14 protein-coding genes and 1 riboswitch are annotated in these 15,181 nt (G+C 68.1%); of the genes, 6 read left to right on the top strand and 8 right to left on the bottom strand.

Annotated elements, in window-relative coordinates; translation table 11 throughout:
* Positions 1-342 precede the first annotated feature (342 nt).
* Positions 343-930, top strand: coding sequence for a hypothetical protein (locus tag AC3FMM_RS28520; RefSeq protein WP_115713334.1), 588 nt, complete (start codon positions 343-345; stop codon positions 928-930).
* 68 nt (positions 931-998) lie between these two features.
* On the opposite strand, the gene mdoH is transcribed toward AC3FMM_RS28520, so the two are convergent.
* From mdoH to AC3FMM_RS28505, 3 genes are all read right to left on the bottom strand, one after another.
* Positions 999-3,623, bottom strand: a complete 2,625-nt coding sequence (gene mdoH, locus AC3FMM_RS28515) for a glucans biosynthesis glucosyltransferase MdoH (RefSeq protein ID WP_115683030.1) — start codon at positions 3,621-3,623, stop codon at positions 999-1,001.
* On the bottom strand, positions 3,596-5,194 hold the full coding sequence (locus tag AC3FMM_RS28510; RefSeq protein ID WP_488687796.1) for a glucan biosynthesis protein G: 1,599 nt from the start codon (positions 5,192-5,194) through the stop codon (positions 3,596-3,598). The genes mdoH and AC3FMM_RS28510 overlap by 28 nt, the downstream gene beginning before the upstream one ends.
* A gap of 367 nt (positions 5,195-5,561) precedes the next feature.
* The gene (locus AC3FMM_RS28505) at positions 5,562-5,933 is read right to left on the bottom strand and encodes a hypothetical protein (RefSeq protein WP_115700380.1); all 372 of its coding nucleotides are present in this window, start codon (positions 5,931-5,933) and stop codon (positions 5,562-5,564) included.
* 199 nt (positions 5,934-6,132) lie between these two features.
* On the opposite strand from AC3FMM_RS28505, the gene AC3FMM_RS28500 reads away from it, so the two are divergent.
* Positions 6,133-6,558 carry an RT0821/Lpp0805 family surface protein gene (locus tag AC3FMM_RS28500; RefSeq protein ID WP_115713338.1) on the top strand — a complete coding sequence of 142 codons (426 nt, stop codon included), beginning with the start codon at positions 6,133-6,135 and terminating at the stop codon, positions 6,556-6,558.
* A gap of 36 nt (positions 6,559-6,594) precedes the next feature.
* Here AC3FMM_RS28500 and AC3FMM_RS28495 read toward each other — a convergent pair whose 3' ends face one another.
* Both AC3FMM_RS28495 and ribB read right to left on the bottom strand, forming a co-directional pair.
* Positions 6,595-7,179: a surface-adhesin E family protein gene (locus AC3FMM_RS28495; protein WP_488687795.1), complete on the bottom strand. Its 585-nt coding sequence runs from the start codon at positions 7,177-7,179 to the stop codon at positions 6,595-6,597.
* A gap of 103 nt (positions 7,180-7,282) precedes the next feature.
* Positions 7,283-7,990, bottom strand: a complete 708-nt coding sequence (ribB, locus tag AC3FMM_RS28490; RefSeq protein WP_147309756.1) for a 3,4-dihydroxy-2-butanone-4-phosphate synthase — start codon at positions 7,988-7,990, stop codon at positions 7,283-7,285.
* A 166-nt stretch (positions 7,991-8,156) separates the two neighbouring features.
* Positions 8,157-8,315: riboswitch (FMN riboswitch) on the bottom strand.
* A gap of 357 nt (positions 8,316-8,672) precedes the next feature.
* Here ribB and AC3FMM_RS28485 point away from each other — a divergent pair.
* Positions 8,673-9,197: an acyloxyacyl hydrolase gene (locus AC3FMM_RS28485; protein WP_116314362.1), complete on the top strand. Its 525-nt coding sequence runs from the start codon at positions 8,673-8,675 to the stop codon at positions 9,195-9,197.
* On the opposite strand, the gene AC3FMM_RS28480 is transcribed toward AC3FMM_RS28485, so the two are convergent.
* Entirely contained in the window at positions 9,172-10,065 is an 894-nt protein-coding gene (locus AC3FMM_RS28480; protein ID WP_116314361.1) for a helix-turn-helix domain-containing protein, read from the bottom strand. The two genes, AC3FMM_RS28485 and AC3FMM_RS28480, sit on opposite strands and share 26 nt — an antisense overlap.
* A gap of 193 nt (positions 10,066-10,258) precedes the next feature.
* Here AC3FMM_RS28480 and AC3FMM_RS28475 point away from each other — a divergent pair, with 193 nt between their 5' ends.
* From AC3FMM_RS28475 to AC3FMM_RS28465, 3 genes are all read left to right on the top strand, one after another.
* Positions 10,259-11,572 (top strand): hemolysin family protein, encoded by a 1,314-nt coding sequence (locus tag AC3FMM_RS28475; RefSeq protein WP_488687794.1) that lies wholly within the window; start codon positions 10,259-10,261, stop codon positions 11,570-11,572.
* 303 nt (positions 11,573-11,875) lie between these two features.
* Positions 11,876-13,183, top strand: a complete 1,308-nt coding sequence (locus AC3FMM_RS28470; protein WP_488687793.1) for an EAL domain-containing protein — start codon at positions 11,876-11,878, stop codon at positions 13,181-13,183.
* Positions 13,184-13,327: 144 nt separating this feature from the next.
* The gene (locus tag AC3FMM_RS28465; RefSeq protein ID WP_010814145.1) at positions 13,328-13,459 is read left to right on the top strand and encodes an entericidin A/B family lipoprotein; all 132 of its coding nucleotides are present in this window, start codon (positions 13,328-13,330) and stop codon (positions 13,457-13,459) included.
* 83 nt (positions 13,460-13,542) lie between these two features.
* Here AC3FMM_RS28465 and AC3FMM_RS28460 read toward each other — a convergent pair whose 3' ends face one another.
* Both AC3FMM_RS28460 and AC3FMM_RS28455 read right to left on the bottom strand, forming a co-directional pair.
* Positions 13,543-14,187, bottom strand: a complete 645-nt coding sequence (locus AC3FMM_RS28460) for a bifunctional 4-hydroxy-2-oxoglutarate aldolase/2-dehydro-3-deoxy-phosphogluconate aldolase (protein WP_116314358.1) — start codon at positions 14,185-14,187, stop codon at positions 13,543-13,545.
* A gap of 51 nt (positions 14,188-14,238) precedes the next feature.
* A complete protein-coding gene (locus AC3FMM_RS28455) occupies positions 14,239-15,174 on the bottom strand; it encodes a sugar kinase (RefSeq protein WP_116314357.1) in 936 nt (311 codons plus the stop codon).
* Between the last annotated feature and the right edge of the window lie 7 nt (positions 15,175-15,181).

The following is a 15,181-nucleotide window of genomic DNA, read 5'->3' as shown; positions in this document are numbered from 1 at the left end:
CGGGCAGCCCCGTGGAAAGACGCAATTGTTGCACAACATAACCAATGCAGCCGCCCAGGCGGCGACGTTGGCATGCGTCCGGTTGGCGCAGAAAAACCGCCCTGCCAGATCGCATCGCCGGAGTCGGGTTCGGCAAAGCTGGCAAACCTGGCAGGATTGGTGAATAGTGGTGACAGGCCCTGGTGTTCATGGGCATTGCATGGCGGCATCGCTACGACGCTGGCGGGGCGCGACTTTCATGCGCGCCGGGGTGGAGGGTACAATGCCAGCCTGTCGGCGTAAGACTCGCCGTCGGCCTCGCAGAGAGGGACGACAGTACAGGTCCCCGCAACATTAGCCTGCATGAGAATACGACAAACGCCGCTTTCCGCTTCGCTAGGCACCGCCGCTTTCGTGGTCGTGCTGCTGCTGCCGCTGCCCCAGACGGCCCAGGCGGCGCCGGCGCAGTTGCGCAATGCCAGCGTCCCGCTGCTGGTGCCCGCGGCCGACGAAGCCGATCCCGTGGCGCGCATGCTCAAGGGCGCGGCCACCGGGCAGAACACCGGCGCCGCCGGCGTGCCCGAACTGCTGCGCAACGCCACCCGCCCCGACAACGTGCTGGCGCGCGCCTGCCGCCAGCTCAACGATGCCCTGCCGATCGAGATCGACGGCGAGACCCGCCTGCGCCGTTGCCAGTCGGTTCCGGGCAAACACGTATTGTTCCAGCTGGAACTGACCAACTACCGTGGGCCGATGCTGGACCTGGCCAGCTTCGAGGTCAACTACGCCGCGCCGCTGCAGCGCAATATCTGCGCCAACCGCGATGTCGAGATCCTGACCAAGCTGGGCGTCAGCATGTTGTTCCGCTACATGACCCGCAAGGACCGCGGCGAGCGCCGCATCGGCGACGTCTATATCAACGGCCCGATCTGCAGCGCAGCGCTGCGCTGACAGCAACCTGCCGCAAGCAAAAAAAAACGGCCCGCATCAGCGGGCCGTTTTTTTTCAGGCAACTCGCTTCATGCCGCGCGCGGGCGCAGCGGCACCACGTTGGCGGCGCGCCGCACCAGCATGCGCGTGTCCTTCCAGCCGGCGTCGGCCAGCGGCGAGCCCCACACCAGTTCATGCAGGCGCGCCAGCGCGAACGGGTTGCCCAGCAGCACGTGCTTCTGCGCCGGCGTGAGCGCGCGCGGCCCGTGCGTCAGCGCATGCTCGACCAGGCTCTCGTGGCGCTTGCGGGCCGATTCCGGCTGCACCACGCGCGGCGTCGCGGTGGCGCACATCAGCGCGTTGGTGACCGGATCCACCACGGCGTCGACGAAGTTGGGCGTTTCGGCGGCATTTTCGACATGCTGCTGGGTTTCGACGATCTCGCGCGGCACCAGCGTTTCCTCCGGGATCATGAACAGCCCCGCGTTGCGCGAAGCGCGGCCCAGCGAGACCCGCGACAGCATTACCGACAGCGGGATCGACAGCGCCAGCGAGCCGACGATCGGCAACAGCCACAGCACATAAGACGGGTTCAGCCAGTACACCAGCCCGCCCCACGCCAGTCCCAGCGCGGTATGCCAGCCGTGGCGGCGGAACGCTTCGCCCCAGGTAGTCTCGGCGTCCTCGCGCGGCGGCGATTTCCACGAGATGCCCCAGCCGCTGTACGCCGCGACCACGAACTTGGTGTGGAACAGCATGCGCGTAGGCGCCAGCAGCGCGGACAGCAGCACCTCGATCAGCATGCTGGCAAACAGCTGCACTGCGCCGCCGTAGCGCCGCGCCTGCTTCATCAGCAGCGCCACGCTGGCGAGCTTGGGCAGGAACAGCAGCGTGGCCGTGGCCGAGAACAGCGCCAGCGCCTTTTCCGGATGCCACTCGGGCCAGGTCGGGAACAGCTGGTACTGCTGCGTGAAGTATTCCGGCGGCACCAGCGCGTGCTTGGCCAGCATCGCCGTCGACAGCAGCAGGAACAGCAGCCACAGCGGCGCCGACAGGTACGCCATGATCCCGGTCAGGAACACCGCGCGGTGCACCACGTGGAAGCCCTGCTTGAGCCACAGCCGGAAGTTCATCAGGTTGCCCTGGCACCAGCGGCGGTCGCGCTTGACCTCGTCGAGCAGGTTGGGCGGCAGCTCTTCGTACGAGCCCTCGAGGTCGTAGGCAATCCACACGCCCCAGCCGGCACGGCGCATCAGCGCGGCCTCGACAAAGTCGTGCGACAGGATCTCGCCCGACAGCGGGCCGCGGCCCGGCAACGGCGCCAGCGCGCAGTGTTCGATGAACGGCTTGACGCGGATGATGGCGTTGTGGCCCCAGTAGTGCGATTCGCCCAGCTGCCAGTAGTGCAGACCGGCGGTGAACAGCGGCCCGTACACACGGGTGGCGAACTGCTGCACGCGCGCATACAGCGTCTCGCGGCCCACCGCCAGCGGCGCGGTCTGGATGATGCCGGCACCCGGGTTGGCTTCCATCAGCCGCACCAGCGTGGCCAGGCAGTCGCCGCTCATCACGCTGTCGGCGTCGAGCACCACCATGTAGCGGTACTTGCTGCCCCAGCGGCGGCAGAAATCGGCCACGTTGCCGGTCTTGCGTTTCACGCGGTGGCGGCGCCAGCGATAGAAGATGCGGCCGAAGCCGCCGACCGCGCGGCACAGTTCCATCCAGGCATCGTGCTCGGCGGTGCGCAGGTCCGGATTGCCGCTGTCCGACAGCACGATGAAATCGAAGTTGGCCAGGTGCGGCGTGCGCGACAGCGATTCATAGGTGGCGCGCAAGCCCGCGAAGACGCGCGTCACGTCTTCATTGCAGATCGGCATGATGATCGCGGTGCGGGCCTCGGGCGCGATCGGCGCGTCGGGCCGGTCCGGCACCGCCGAGCGCGAGATCAGATGCTTGTCGCCGCCCTTGGCCAGCACCAGGAAGCCCATCATCGCGGTCCAGAAACCGGCGGACACCCATGAGAACAGGATGGCGAACAGCACCAGGATGGCAATCTCGAGCGGATCGGCACCGTGGTACGGCAGCACGTTGGTCATGAAGTACGTGGCCAGCACGGTCTGGAGCGCGACCAGTGCCAGCAGCACCCAGCGCCGGTGCGAGCCGGCGGGGTGCCATTTGCCTTCGGCGTCGGGCCCGTCGTGCAGGGTGTCCCAGGTTTCGGGCACCGGCGGGCGGCCCAGCATGCGGCGCCACGTGTTGCGCAGCCAGCCGGTGACGATATGCGGCGGCCACTGGCGCGGCACCATCGAGCTGCGCTCGGGCGCGGGGCCGGTGTCGGCCTTCACGGTGCCGTCTTCGCGCCGGCGCAGCAGCGGCGCGCCGCCGACCTGCGGATTGCCGTAGGCCATGGCGAAACGCCGCTGCACCGAGGCGTAGGCGCTGCTGCCGTGCGCCGGCGGCGCTTCCTTGCCGGCCAGGCGCGACTGCAGGCGCGTGATCGCTTCCTGCGCGTCGCGGCCATCGGCCGTGACCGGGATCACCGGCGTCACCGAAGCCAGCGGCGTGGCGGGTGCCGCCGCGGCGGCCATGCCGGCGCTGTCGGCCAGCAGTTCGCTGCGCACTTCAGGCGATACGGGCAGGCGGTCGAGATAGCGCTCGCATGCCGCCGCCTGGGCCGGTCGCTGCTTTAGGCGGGGGGTAAGATGTAGCTCCACGTCTCGGACAGGGTTGTATTGCCGTTGCGAAGATAGCCGCGCAACTCTACCGGCTTGGTTTCGTCCTTGCGGCGCATCAGCATGGTCATGCGCCAGCCGCCGGTCGCGTCATTGCGCTGCACCGACGTCTTCAACAGCTCGCCGTTGGCATCGGCCGAAACCACCGGGTCGATGCGAACGTCCGCCGGCAGCCTGCGGAAGGCCGGGCCTTCGAAGTCCACCACCAGCGAAAAGCTCGTGTCCTCCTTGCTGCGGGTCTGGCCCTGGCCCAGGCGGGTCTGGGTCACCCACGACAGCGGCGGCTCTTGCTCGCCGTCCTTCTGCCACAGCAGGCGGTATTCATAGTCGAAAGCCTGCTTCGGCTTGGGCGGGTTGTCGGGCACCCAGTACGCGACGATGTTGTCGTTGGTTTCGTCCGGCGTCGGAATCTGCACCAGCTCGACCCGGCCCGAGCCCCAGTTGCCGCGCGGCTGCACCCAGCCGCTGGGCCGGCGCTCATACCACGCGCCGATCTCCTGGTAGCTGTTGAAGCTGCGGTCGCGCTGCATCAGCCCGAATCCCTGCGGATTGGTCGCCGCGAACGACGTTACCAGCAGCCGCTTGGGATTGACCAGCGGACGCCAGACCCATTCGCCGGTGCCGAGGTGAATCGACAGGCCGTCCGAGTCATGCACCTCCGGGCGGAAATCCTGCGCCGGCGCCGGCTGGTTCTCGCCGAACAGGTACATGCTGGTCAGCGGCGCCAGGCCAAGCTTGGTCACGTTCTCGCGCAGGTAGAGGCGCGACTTGACCTCCATCGCGGTCTCCGCGCCGGGCTTGATGGTGAAGCGGTACGCCCCGCTCATGCGGCGCGAATCCATCAGCGCATAGATGGTGATTTCCTTGGCATTGGCGCCCGGGCGCTCGATCCAGTATTCGACGAAGCGCGGGAACTCCTCGCCCGAGTTGAGCGCGGTATCCACCGCCAGGCCGCGCGCCGAGAGCCCGTACCACTGATCCTTGCCGAGCGCGCGGAAGTAGCTGGCGCCGAGGAACGACGCCAGCTCGTCCTTGCGCTTGCCCTGGTTCAGCGGATACAGGATGCGGAAACCGGCATAGCCCAGCCCTTTCAGCTTGGCGGCATCGACCTTGTGCGGGCCGTAGTTGAACGCGGAGGGGTCGAAGCGGAATTCGCGCACGCTGTTGCCCACCACTTCATGGATGCGCACGGGCTGGTCGAACACCATGCCCTCGTGGAAGAACGACAGCTCGAACGGCGAACGCGAGCCGCGCCAGGCGAAGCGCTCGGGCTTGTACTCGATCTCGCGGTAGCGCTCGTAGGTCAGCTCGCGCAACTCGCGCGGCAGGTTCTGGGCCGGCGCCTTGTAAGGCGACGCCGCCAGCTGGCGCGCGCGCGAGGCGACGGTGTCGAAGTCGAACGCATGGGCCGCCATCGCACACAGTGCCAGCGCACCGCCGCCGAGCCAGGCCGCGATCCGCGCTCCAGCGCGCGCGGCGCGGCGGCGCGCCCCCGGCCCGGCAGCGGGCAAGGTAAACGGTACGGCTATTCGTGGCGTGGCGATCTGTGACATGTATGCCAGGGTGAGCGGTTGAATCGGAGTGGCCGGCATCGGCGGCCCGAACGATGAAGGACACGGCAAGAGATGAGCCCGGCGCCGAGTGGCGAGGCCCTGACGCGGGGCAGGTTGCCCGCGGGGCACCGTGTCCGGGTTGTTGCGATGCGCAATAAACCATAGCAATTCGAGACGCGAAAGTCACGTTTCGATCACGCAAGGTTTGAAACAAAATGTTGGCCACGTAGCCCGAAAGCCGCTCCACGCATGGCTTTGCGGGCGATCAGGTCACATCGCCGCGAGCCTCGGCACGGTCAGCCTCGATCGGCCGCCCCGGTCGCGCACCGATGCGGGCCGGAACGCGCCCGGCCCGTTTAATACACTGTTACTTTTTGGCGCCTTCGCTGTAGGGATCGAACTTGCCGCTCTTGGCGCCTTCGGAATAGGGATCGAACTTGCCGCTGTTCATGCCGCCCTGGCTGAACGAGTCGAACGATTTCTGCGCGCCACCCTGGATCGGCTCCATCTGGTCGGGCCTGGCGCCTGGGTTCAGCGCGGTCACGTTGTCGCTTTTTGCGCCGTCGGTGTACGGGCTGAACTTGTCCTGCTTCGCCCCGTCGGTGTAGGGATTGAACTTGTCCTGCTTGGCACCGTCGGTGTACGGACTGAACTGGTCGGCCTTGCCCGCGGTCTGGGCGTGCACCGTGCCGAAGGCGCAGGCGACGGCCAGGCCGATTGTGAGATAGCGCAGCGTCATGGGATCTCCTTTCGCAGGAATGGACGTCCGTCGTGCAGCGGCACGATGGGACAGAAATCAACGCTAGGTCAGGGGCACGCAGGTGTCAACCGCGGCCCGGTGGCCGCAGTGGCCAGACACGTCGGCAACCGTCGTCCCCCGCACCGCATTGCGCTTACAATGCCACTCGAACGCCACCATGTAGCTACAAGGAACCGTCATGCTGACTCGGCAAACCTCACCCTCCGGCAGCCTCGCCCGCCCCGCCCTGCGTGCCGCAATCGCAGGCGCGCTGGGGGCCGTGCTGCTCTGCGCCGCGCCCGCGCAGGCGTACTTCGACAACTACCTGAGCGGCACCATCATCGGCACGCTCAACGACAAGGAAGGCGCGTCGCTGGCCAAGTCGGTGCGTACCGCGCTGAACGATACGGCCGATGGCCAGTCGGTGGCATGGACCTATCCGGCAGCGGGACGGCGCCAGCAGATCGACGGCACCATCAGCCCGGTCGAGAGCAAGACCGACAAGGGCCAGCCCTGCCGGCGCCTGAAGTCAGAGCTCAAGCGCGGCAGTGCCGAAGAGCACTGGAGCGGCTGGTTCTGCAAGCAATCCAACGGGCAATGGAAGTCGCGCCACGTGGGCGATTAAGCTGGCGGGCAGCAGGCAGTGCCGCGCGGCCGCGGTTTAGCGGCACAGCTTGCGCAGCAACTCCCCGGCGATGGTGCCGGGGCCGGCCACCTGTAAGGTGCCGGACTGCGGCGCGCGGATGGTATAGAGCGATTCGCCGCGCGCAAAGCGCTTGCTGTAAAGGGTCTGCTCGACCACGGCAAACATCGACGTGGCACAGTTCAGCACCATGCGCTTGAGCGAGGAACGGATCGGTTCGCCGCTCGCGGTGCGGATCACGCCTGACGGCGAATTGCGCATCACCACCACGCCCACCTGCGTACCCTGGCGGCGCACCGCCGACTGATCGAAATAAGAAATCACGCCATTGGCGCCCATCAGCGGCAGCCAGCGCTGCGGGTCCGGCGCGCCGGGATCGGGCGCGGCCACCAGGCGGCAGCCTTCCCTTGGTGTGGAGCGGAACACGGTGCCGGAGCCAGGAACCTGGCACTCGTAAAGGCCGGCGGCAGCCGGCCGGGATGCAGAGGCCGGCGCCACGTCGATGGCCGGCACAGCGCCGTCATCGGCGTGCGCCTGCGGCAGGGCCAGGCCGAACACGCAGCCGGCCAGCGCGGCTGCGTGTCGAAACATGCGGAACATCATGGAATTACCCTCATGTAGACGGGAAAAAGCGATCCGCATTGTCGCACACGATGCATGCATTGCGGCGCGCGGGCACGCCCCGATCCATGCATCGCGACGGCCTTCAGCCGTGCAGGCGTCGCCAGGCGACCAGGTCCTCGATGGTCAGCACCGGCAAGCGGTACATCCCGGCAAAGGCCAGCGCTTGCGCGCGCCGCGCCATGGTGCCATCCGGATTCATCAGCTCGCACAGCACCGCCGCGGGAGACAGCCCCGCCATGCGCGCCAGGTCGACTGAACCTTCGGTATGGCCGCGGCGCTCGAGTACGCCGCCGTCGCGCGCCACCAGCGGGAACACATGGCCGGGGCTGACCACGGCATCGGCGCCGGCGTCCTCGGCAATCGCCGCGCGGATGGTAGTGATCCGGTCAGCCGCGCTGACCCCGGTGCTGACGCCCTCGCGGGCCTCGATCGAGACGGTGAAGGCGGTGCCGTACTGGCTGCGGTTGTGCTCGACCATCGGCCGCAGGCCCAGGCTGCGCACCTTGTCCGTCGGCAGGCACAGGCACACGATGCCGCTGCATTCGCGAATCATCATGGCCATGTTGGCCTGGGTCAGGCGCTCGGCGGCAAGGATCAGGTCGGCCTCGTTCTCGCGGTCGTCGTCATCGAGCAGCACTACGGGCCGGCCCTCGCGCATGGCCTCGAGGGCCTGTTCGATGCGCAACTCCAGCGCGCGCGGGTGGGCGCCAGCCATCGTATCGACAGTGGCACTGGGGTTGGCATCCGCGGACACCGCGGGGGCAATGGCTTCGGTGGAAAAGCTAGACATGAAACGCTCCTGGCTCAGCATCAATGGGCGTTCCAGGGGAAGGTTCAACGGAACTGCAAGGCCCGCGCGCCATGCCGAGTGCACGCGCACGAACCGCCGCGCCCTGCGCGCGCAAGGCTCGGCAAACCACGGGCCAGGCAAGCGCCAGGCCACGCGGGCAAGCTCCGTCCATCTTCTTTCATCCGGACTATGACCGTCGGCCCTGGCTTCTCACCAGGTCTGCTGACCTCGCACGGGAATGCGAGCGCTCGCGGGCTCGCCGGACACGCGCTGCGCGTCGCGGCATACCGCCGGTGGGGACTTTCACCCCGCCCTGAAGACGTAACGTAAACCGGGCCGGCCAGACGGCCGGCACCGGCCCGCGCATGTTAGCACGATTGTTCTTTGTCACTGCGCGCCGCGCGCCAAGACCGTATCCTGCTGCGGTCCGCGTCGTGGCACCGGTCACGTTCGGCCTCGGCAACGTGCCTTCTCATGTACTACAAATAGGGTAAGGAGGCAGTGCCTGAGGGCTGCAAGCGCCGGTTTTTCCATGGCTTGCCTGACAACAACGCAGCATCTTTTCAGCGTGCTTCCCATGCGCCGACCCGACCAAGAAGCCAGACAAGACAGCCATGCGAGTTGCATCCCCCTCCTTCCAACTTTCTCCGCGCGGCAGTGGCGGCGGCCGCGCCGCGCCGCCATGGCGGCGCTGCTTGCGCTGGCCGGGTGCCTGAGCACAGCCGCGCGCGCGGCGCCTGCTATCCAGCTTGGCTACGGCTTCGACGACAGCCATCACGTGCAAAAGGCGGAGATCGCCATGCTGTGGGATTCGGGCCTGGCGTGGGGCAACCCGCAGGGCTGGCAGGTCGACCTGCAATGGGAGGTCAATGTTGCGCGCTGGCTCAGCGACAGCAACAACAATCCTAACGATCTGTGGGAGTTCGGCGCGTCGCCGGTGGTGCGGATCGCATGGTGGCGCCACAGCTGGGTGCCGTTCATGGAGCTGTCGGTGGGCGCGCGGCTGCTGAGCGGCACCCGCACCTCCGACGATCACGTCATCTCCAGCGCGTTCCAGTTCTCGGAATACGCCGGCCTTGGCGTGATGCTCGGCAAGGACCGCAACTTTGCCGCGGGCTACCGCATCCAGCATCTGTCCAATGGCGGCATCAAGGAGCCCAACCCTGGCACCACCTTCCACGTCATCTACCTGCGCTACCGCTTCTGACAGGCCCATCGTGCGCCGCGCCCTGCGTCTCAAACAGGACCCGCGTGGCGTCGTCGGCCGGGAAGAAGCATTCGATGCGCAGTTCCTGCAGCGTGACGTCCTGCGGAATGCCGAGCGTGGTCAGCGTCGAGAACAGCGACGCGCGGAACGCCCCCGCGTGCAGCACCACCGGCAACAACGGCGGCGGCGGGCCGTCGCTGCCGTCATCCTCGGGCAGCAGCACGCCGCCCGGGCCGACCATGTCCGGATGCCAGTCGGCGATGCGCGCGAACAGCGCGCGCGCGGTCTGGTCGTGCGCCTGCACCTGCAGCTCCTGCCAGACGCGCCGCAAGAGGTAACGGCCCACCTGCCGCGCATTCTCTATGACCGGCCACAGGCCGTCCGGATCGAACACCGTCAGCATCAGGTTGATCCGGTGCGGATCGTCGGCCAGCGATGCCGGCGGGCGGCCGCCGAGCAAGGTGTCGAACATGCGGCGGTAGGCGGGATTGGCATCGACCAGGTTCCAGAAGCGGTCCAGCACCACGGCCGGGTACGGCTCCTGCTTGGCCAGGATCAGGGCGATGGCCTGCTGCACCATTTGCAACGGCGGCGCGGTCAGCGCGTGTTCGCTGTAAGCCGGGGCGAAGCCGCTGGCGAGCAGCAGCCGGTTGCGCTGGCGCAGCGGCACGCCGAGGCGCTCGGCCAGCGCCAGCACCATCTCGCGGCTGGGTCGGGCGCGCCCGGACTCGAGGAAGGAGATGTGGCGCTGCGAGACCCCGGCGGCCAGCGACAATGCCAGCTGGCTGTAGCCGCGCTTGCCGCGCCAGTAACGCAACAGTCCGGGGAAGTCGAGAGTGGCCTCGGAGGCAGGGGTGAGCGTTTCCATGCGGGCTATTACAGCATGGCGGCGGCCTCGGCGCGAATACCTGGCAGGTAATCGCAGCCATCCATTGAGGTAGCCGATGGCCGGAAACGCGCCACCGTTTGCGGCGGGCGCATCACAGTGGCGATGTCGTGTAACAGGCGAATGGTATGCTTGATCTTTTCAGACACCCGGCGCGCAGAGGGCGCGCACCCTGATGGAAATTGCCATATTACTGGCGCTGATTCTGCTGAACGGCCTGTTTGCGATGTCCGAGATTGCACTCGTTACAGCCCGCAAGGCACGCCTGCAACGCCAGATCGAGAACGGCGACCGCGGCGCCATTGCCGCGGCCAAGCTGGGCGAGGACCCGACCCGCTTCCTCTCGACCGTGCAGATCGGCATCACCTCGATCGGCGTGCTCAACGGCGTGGTCGGCGAATCGACGCTGGCGCAGCCGCTGGGCGTGTGGCTGCAGGGTTTCGGCATCTCGCAAAGCACCGCCGGCTATGTAGCCACCGCGATCGTGGTGGCCGGCCTGACCTATTTTTCCATCGTGCTGGGCGAACTGGTGCCCAAGCGCCTGGGCCAGATGGCGCCCGAGACCATCGCGCGCCTGGTGGCGCGGCCGATCGGCTGGCTGGCGGTGGCCTCGACCCCCTTCGTCAAGCTGCTGTCGAGCTCCACGCGGCTGGTGTTGCGACTGCTCGGCACCCAGGTGGACCGCGGCCCCGGCGTGACCGAGGAAGAAATCCACGCCCTGCTGGTGGAAGGCTCCGAAGCCGGCGTGATCGAGCAGCATGAGCACACCATGGTGCGCAATGTGTTCAGGCTGGATGACCGCCAGCTGGCGTCATTGATGGTGCCACGCGGCGACGTGGTCTACCTCGATGTCGAAGCCTCGATGGACGAAAACCTGCGCCGCATCGAAGAATCCGACCACTCGCGCTTCCCCGTGGTGCGTGGCGGCATGCACGACATCATCGGCGTGGTCAGCGCGCGCCAGTTGCTGGCGCGCCGGCTGCGCGGCGAGGAAGCGGACCTGCAGGCGGCGGTGCAGCCTGCGGTGTTCGTACCCGAAAGCGTGACCGGGATGGAGCTGCTGGAAAACTTCCGCGCCTCGGGCGGGCAGATCGCCTTTGTCATCGACGAATACGGCGAGGTGCTGGGCCTGGTGACGCTGCAGGATCTGATCGAGGCCATCACCGGCGAATTCAAGGCCGAGGCCGCCGGCGAGCAATGGGCGGTCCAGCGCGACGACGGCTCGTGGCTGCTCGATGGCCTGATCCCGATCCCGGAACTGAAAGACCGCATCGGCCTGCGCCAGGTGCCCGAAGAAGAAAAGGAGCGCTACCACACGCTGTCCGGCATGCTGCTGTTGCTGCTGGGGCGCCTGCCCCAGATTGCCGACACGGTGCAATGGGGCGACTGGCGCTTCGAGATCGTAGACATGGACGGCAAGCGCATCGACAAGGTGCTGGCCGAGCGCCTGCCGCCCCAGGACGGGCCCGACGAAGAAACCACCGGCTGAGTAGCGGAGGCCGGCATCACCGTTACGCCGCGGCGTCAATCGCATCGTCCCTGGATGGATGGCGCCGCATTGATCCAAATCAAATGCAGTTGCGGCCAAATCACTTTGGCGCAATCGGCAACGCCCCTCCCCCTTCCCTTCGCTTATGATCGGGCTTCGCGGCCCCAGCCGGCCGCGGCACGCATGGCTGCACCCTGGCGACGACTGCGACCGCAGCGTGCCGGCGGCCTGCCGAAGAACCATTTCAGACACGGGGAGACGCGAGCGCCGCCAGCCATTGTCCGGCGGCCCGCAAGATCATGCATGGATCCTGATGCCGACGACCTCGTCGAAAGCGCTGCCAGCGGCGGCGGGGGCGCTATGCAACCGTCCGCGCTGGAAGGCGCGCTGAGCGCGCGCCGCGCGCAGGCCGGTCCGCCGGCGGCGATCCTGGCCATCCGCCTGGACCGCTTTGCCAACGCTTGTGAAACCCTCGGGACTGGCCGCTGCGCCAGGCTGCGCGGCATCGTGCAGGCGCGCATTGCCTGCCTGCTGCCGCCGGGCGCGTTCATGCACTGGATGGCCGCGGCCGACCTGGTGGTCATCACCGCGCTGCCCGCGGGCGTGCCCGATCCTGGCCAGGTCGCCAGCCGCGTGGCCGACGACCTGTCCCGGGCCTTTACACTGGACGGCTTCGAGCTGCACCTGTCATGCAGCATCGGCGTGGCCAACGACCATGCCGACATTCCGGCCGAGCGCAGCCTGCAGCAGGCATTCGACGCCATGCTGCGGGTCAACCGCCAGGGCGGCGCCGGGCTGGCGCGCGCAGACAAGCCGCTGTCCCCGCCCGCTGCCCCATTGCTGGCGGCGCTGCCCGACGCACTCCAGCGCGGCGAGTTGAGCCTGCAACTGCAACCGCGCGCCGACCTTGCCGGCGCCGCCGTCAGCGGCTACACGGTGCGGCTGCGCTGGCAGCATCCGGTGCTCGGCCGCGTGGCGCCGCAGGACTTCCTGCCCGGCGTCGAAGCACTCGGGCTGGTGGGCCGCATCGGCAACTGGCTGCTGGAGAGCGTGCTGCCGCTGATCCGTGCCGCCGAGACCATTGCCCCGCTGCAGTTCACCCTGCTGGCCTCGAGCGCCCAACTGCATCGCCCGCAGATGGTCGAAGCCCTGGCGCAGGCGCTCGATGCGGGCGGCATCACGCCAGAGCACTTGTGCATCGAACTGCCGGCCAGCACCGTGCCGACCGACGCCGAACTGATCGATCGCTTTGCCGCGCTGCGCCGGCGCGGGCTGCAGCTGGCCCTGGGCGATTTCGACGACAGCCCGGCCTGCCGCGAGGCGCTGGCGGCGCTGCATCCGGACGCCGTCACGCTGGACGCAAGGGGCCTCGGCCATGCGCGCGAGGCCCGTGACAGCCTGCGCGAGGCCTGCCGCGCGGCGCGGCGCGCCGGCGCGTCGGTCTGCGCCAAGGGCATCGAAACCCGCCAGCAGCTGGAAGCGGTGCGCGCCTGGGGCTGCCACAGCGTGCAGGGCTACCTGCTGGCGCAGCCGTTTCCGGCCGTCTGGCTCATGCAGACCCATGCGGCGATCCAGCAGCGTGCCCGCGCCTTGCTGGCGCCGCCGGCCTGACCAGCAGCCCCGTGCGTGGGGTTGCACGATTTACAAATTGCGACATACCGGCTATCAAAGCCGCGCGCAGCAGCGGTAAAATCTGCGTCAATCCCAAAACTCGGAGAATCGCTCGATTCTCGACCCTATCGAAAGGAGCCCGGCGTGAAGAAAGGTTGGATCTGGTGCGTTTTGTTTGCCACTCTGTTGGCCGGTTGCAACACGATGGCGGGGCTCGGCCAGGACATTCAGCGTGGCGGCCAGAAGCTGGAAAGCTCGGCAGACCGCCACAAGTAAGCCGGCCAGGCTGCATCGACAGCAAAACGGCACGCCCGATGGCGTGCCGTTTTGCTTTGCAGTTTTGCTTTGCAGCGCGCCGCTCAGGGCTTGCCGCGCAGTGCCCTGGCCTGCTCGGCCAGCCCACGGATACGGCTCCAGTCGCCACCGGCGACGGCATCCTTGGGCACCACCCACGACCCGCCCACGCACACCACATTGGGCAGCGCCAGGTACGACGGCGCCAGCGCGGCATCGATGCCGCCGGTCGGGCAGAAGCGCAGCTGCGGCAGCGGCCCGCCCAGCGACTTCAGCATCGGCACCCCGCCCGCGGCCTGCGCCGGGAAGAACTTGAGGAAGGTGAAGCCGGCTTCCAGCGCCGCCATGGCCTCGCTGGCGGTGGCAACGCCCGGCAGCAGCGAGATCCCCGCGCCTTGCGCGCCCGCGGCAAGCGTCGGCGTCAGGCCGGGCGAGACCGCAAACTGGGCGCCCGCATCGCGCACCGCGTGCAGTTGCTCCACGCTCAGCACCGTGCCGGCACCGACGCAGGCTTGCGGCAGCGCCGCCGCAACGGCACGGATCGCCTCCAGGGCCACCGGGGTGCGCAGCGTGATTTCCAGCAGCGGCAAGCCACCGGTCACCAGCGCCTCGCTGACATGCAGGGCCTCGTCGACCGAGTGGAATTCCAGCACCGGGATCACCGGCACATCGGCAAGGCGTTGAAGCAGCGGGGAAGTCTGGTCTGACATGTCGGTCTCGCGGTATGGGGGTTCAGGAAAACATCAGGGTCGGGCAGCGGCTCAGGCGATCACCGATACCGACTGCGCCAGCCGCGCCAGCACGGTCTGCGCATCGGGAATCGGCGCCACCGCGCCATAGCCGGTGGTCGACAGCGCTGCCGCCACGTTGGCATAGCGCGCGGCCTCGAACGGATCGGCGCCCGCCGCCAGCCGCGCGACGAAGCTGCCGCCGAAGCAGTCGCCCGCGCCGGTGGCATCGACCGGCTTGACCGGATAGGCCGGCACCAGGCTGCGGGACTCGGGCGTGGCGATGTACGAGCCCTCTTCCCCCAGCTTCAGCGCGACCAGGCCGATGCCGCAGCCGAGCAGGTAGTCGGCGATGGCATCGCGGTCGTCCAGCCCGGTCAGCACCGTGATGTCGTCCCAGCTGGGCAGGCATACGTCGGTCATCCGGAACGCTTCGCGCATGATGCCGCGCGCACGCGCCAGCGACCACAGGCGCAGCCGCAGGTTGGTGTCCAGCGTGACCCTGGTGCCGGCCTTGCGCGCGTGCTCCATCGCCTCCAGGCCGGCATCGCACGCGCTGGTGCTGATGGCGAGGCTGATGCCCGACAGGTGCAGGTAGCGCGCCGACGCGATCGCGCCGAGCGGCAGCTGTTCATGCTGGTAGCGGCTGGCAGCGGAACCTTCGCGCAGGTAGTCGAAGCGGTGGCCGTGGCTGTCATGCGAGACAAAGTAGACGCCGGTGGGAGCGCTGGCGTCGACATGCACATGCCGCGTGTCGACCCGTTCGTGCGTCCACAGTGCGCGCAGGCGCTCGCCGAAGGTATCCGCACCGACCGCGCAGATATAGCCGGTGCTCGCGCCCTGGCGCGCCGCGGCAATGCAGAAGTTGGAGGTATCGCCGCCAAAGCCTTGCAGGTAGCGCGAGGGATCGTCCGGCTGCTGGTTGAACTCAACCAGCGGCTCGCCATAGGCCAGGATGTCGATGCTCATGGGGCTG

It is taken from the genome of Cupriavidus sp. 207A1 (genome assembly GCF_057798955.1).
This window is presented reverse-complemented; position numbering and strand designations above follow the sequence as displayed.

What these genes read in the sequence shown, in the direction of transcription:
- AC3FMM_RS28505 (WP_115700380.1), bottom strand. Translation starts at nt 5,933, where the DNA reads ATGACGCTGCGCTATCTCACAATCGGCCTGGCCGTCGCCTGCGCCTTC.
- AC3FMM_RS28455 (WP_116314357.1), bottom strand. Translation starts at nt 15,174, where the DNA reads ATGAGCATCGACATCCTGGCCTATGGCGAGCCGCTGGTTGAGTTCAAC.
- AC3FMM_RS28510 (WP_488687796.1), bottom strand. Translation starts at nt 5,194, where the DNA reads ATGTCACAGATCGCCACGCCACGAATAGCCGTACCGTTTACCTTGCCC.
- AC3FMM_RS28485 (WP_116314362.1), top strand. Translation starts at nt 8,673, where the DNA reads ATGGCGGCGCTGCTTGCGCTGGCCGGGTGCCTGAGCACAGCCGCGCGC.
- AC3FMM_RS28480 (WP_116314361.1), bottom strand. Translation starts at nt 10,065, where the DNA reads ATGGAAACGCTCACCCCTGCCTCCGAGGCCACTCTCGACTTCCCCGGA.
- AC3FMM_RS28520 (WP_115713334.1), top strand. Translation starts at nt 343, where the DNA reads ATGAGAATACGACAAACGCCGCTTTCCGCTTCGCTAGGCACCGCCGCT.
- ribB (WP_147309756.1), bottom strand. Translation starts at nt 7,990, where the DNA reads ATGTCTAGCTTTTCCACCGAAGCCATTGCCCCCGCGGTGTCCGCGGAT.
- AC3FMM_RS28500 (WP_115713338.1), top strand. Translation starts at nt 6,133, where the DNA reads ATGCTGACTCGGCAAACCTCACCCTCCGGCAGCCTCGCCCGCCCCGCC.
- AC3FMM_RS28460 (WP_116314358.1), bottom strand. Translation starts at nt 14,187, where the DNA reads ATGTCAGACCAGACTTCCCCGCTGCTTCAACGCCTTGCCGATGTGCCG.
- AC3FMM_RS28470 (WP_488687793.1), top strand. Translation starts at nt 11,876, where the DNA reads ATGGATCCTGATGCCGACGACCTCGTCGAAAGCGCTGCCAGCGGCGGC.
- AC3FMM_RS28475 (WP_488687794.1), top strand. Translation starts at nt 10,259, where the DNA reads ATGGAAATTGCCATATTACTGGCGCTGATTCTGCTGAACGGCCTGTTT.
- AC3FMM_RS28495 (WP_488687795.1), bottom strand. Translation starts at nt 7,179, where the DNA reads ATGATGTTCCGCATGTTTCGACACGCAGCCGCGCTGGCCGGCTGCGTG.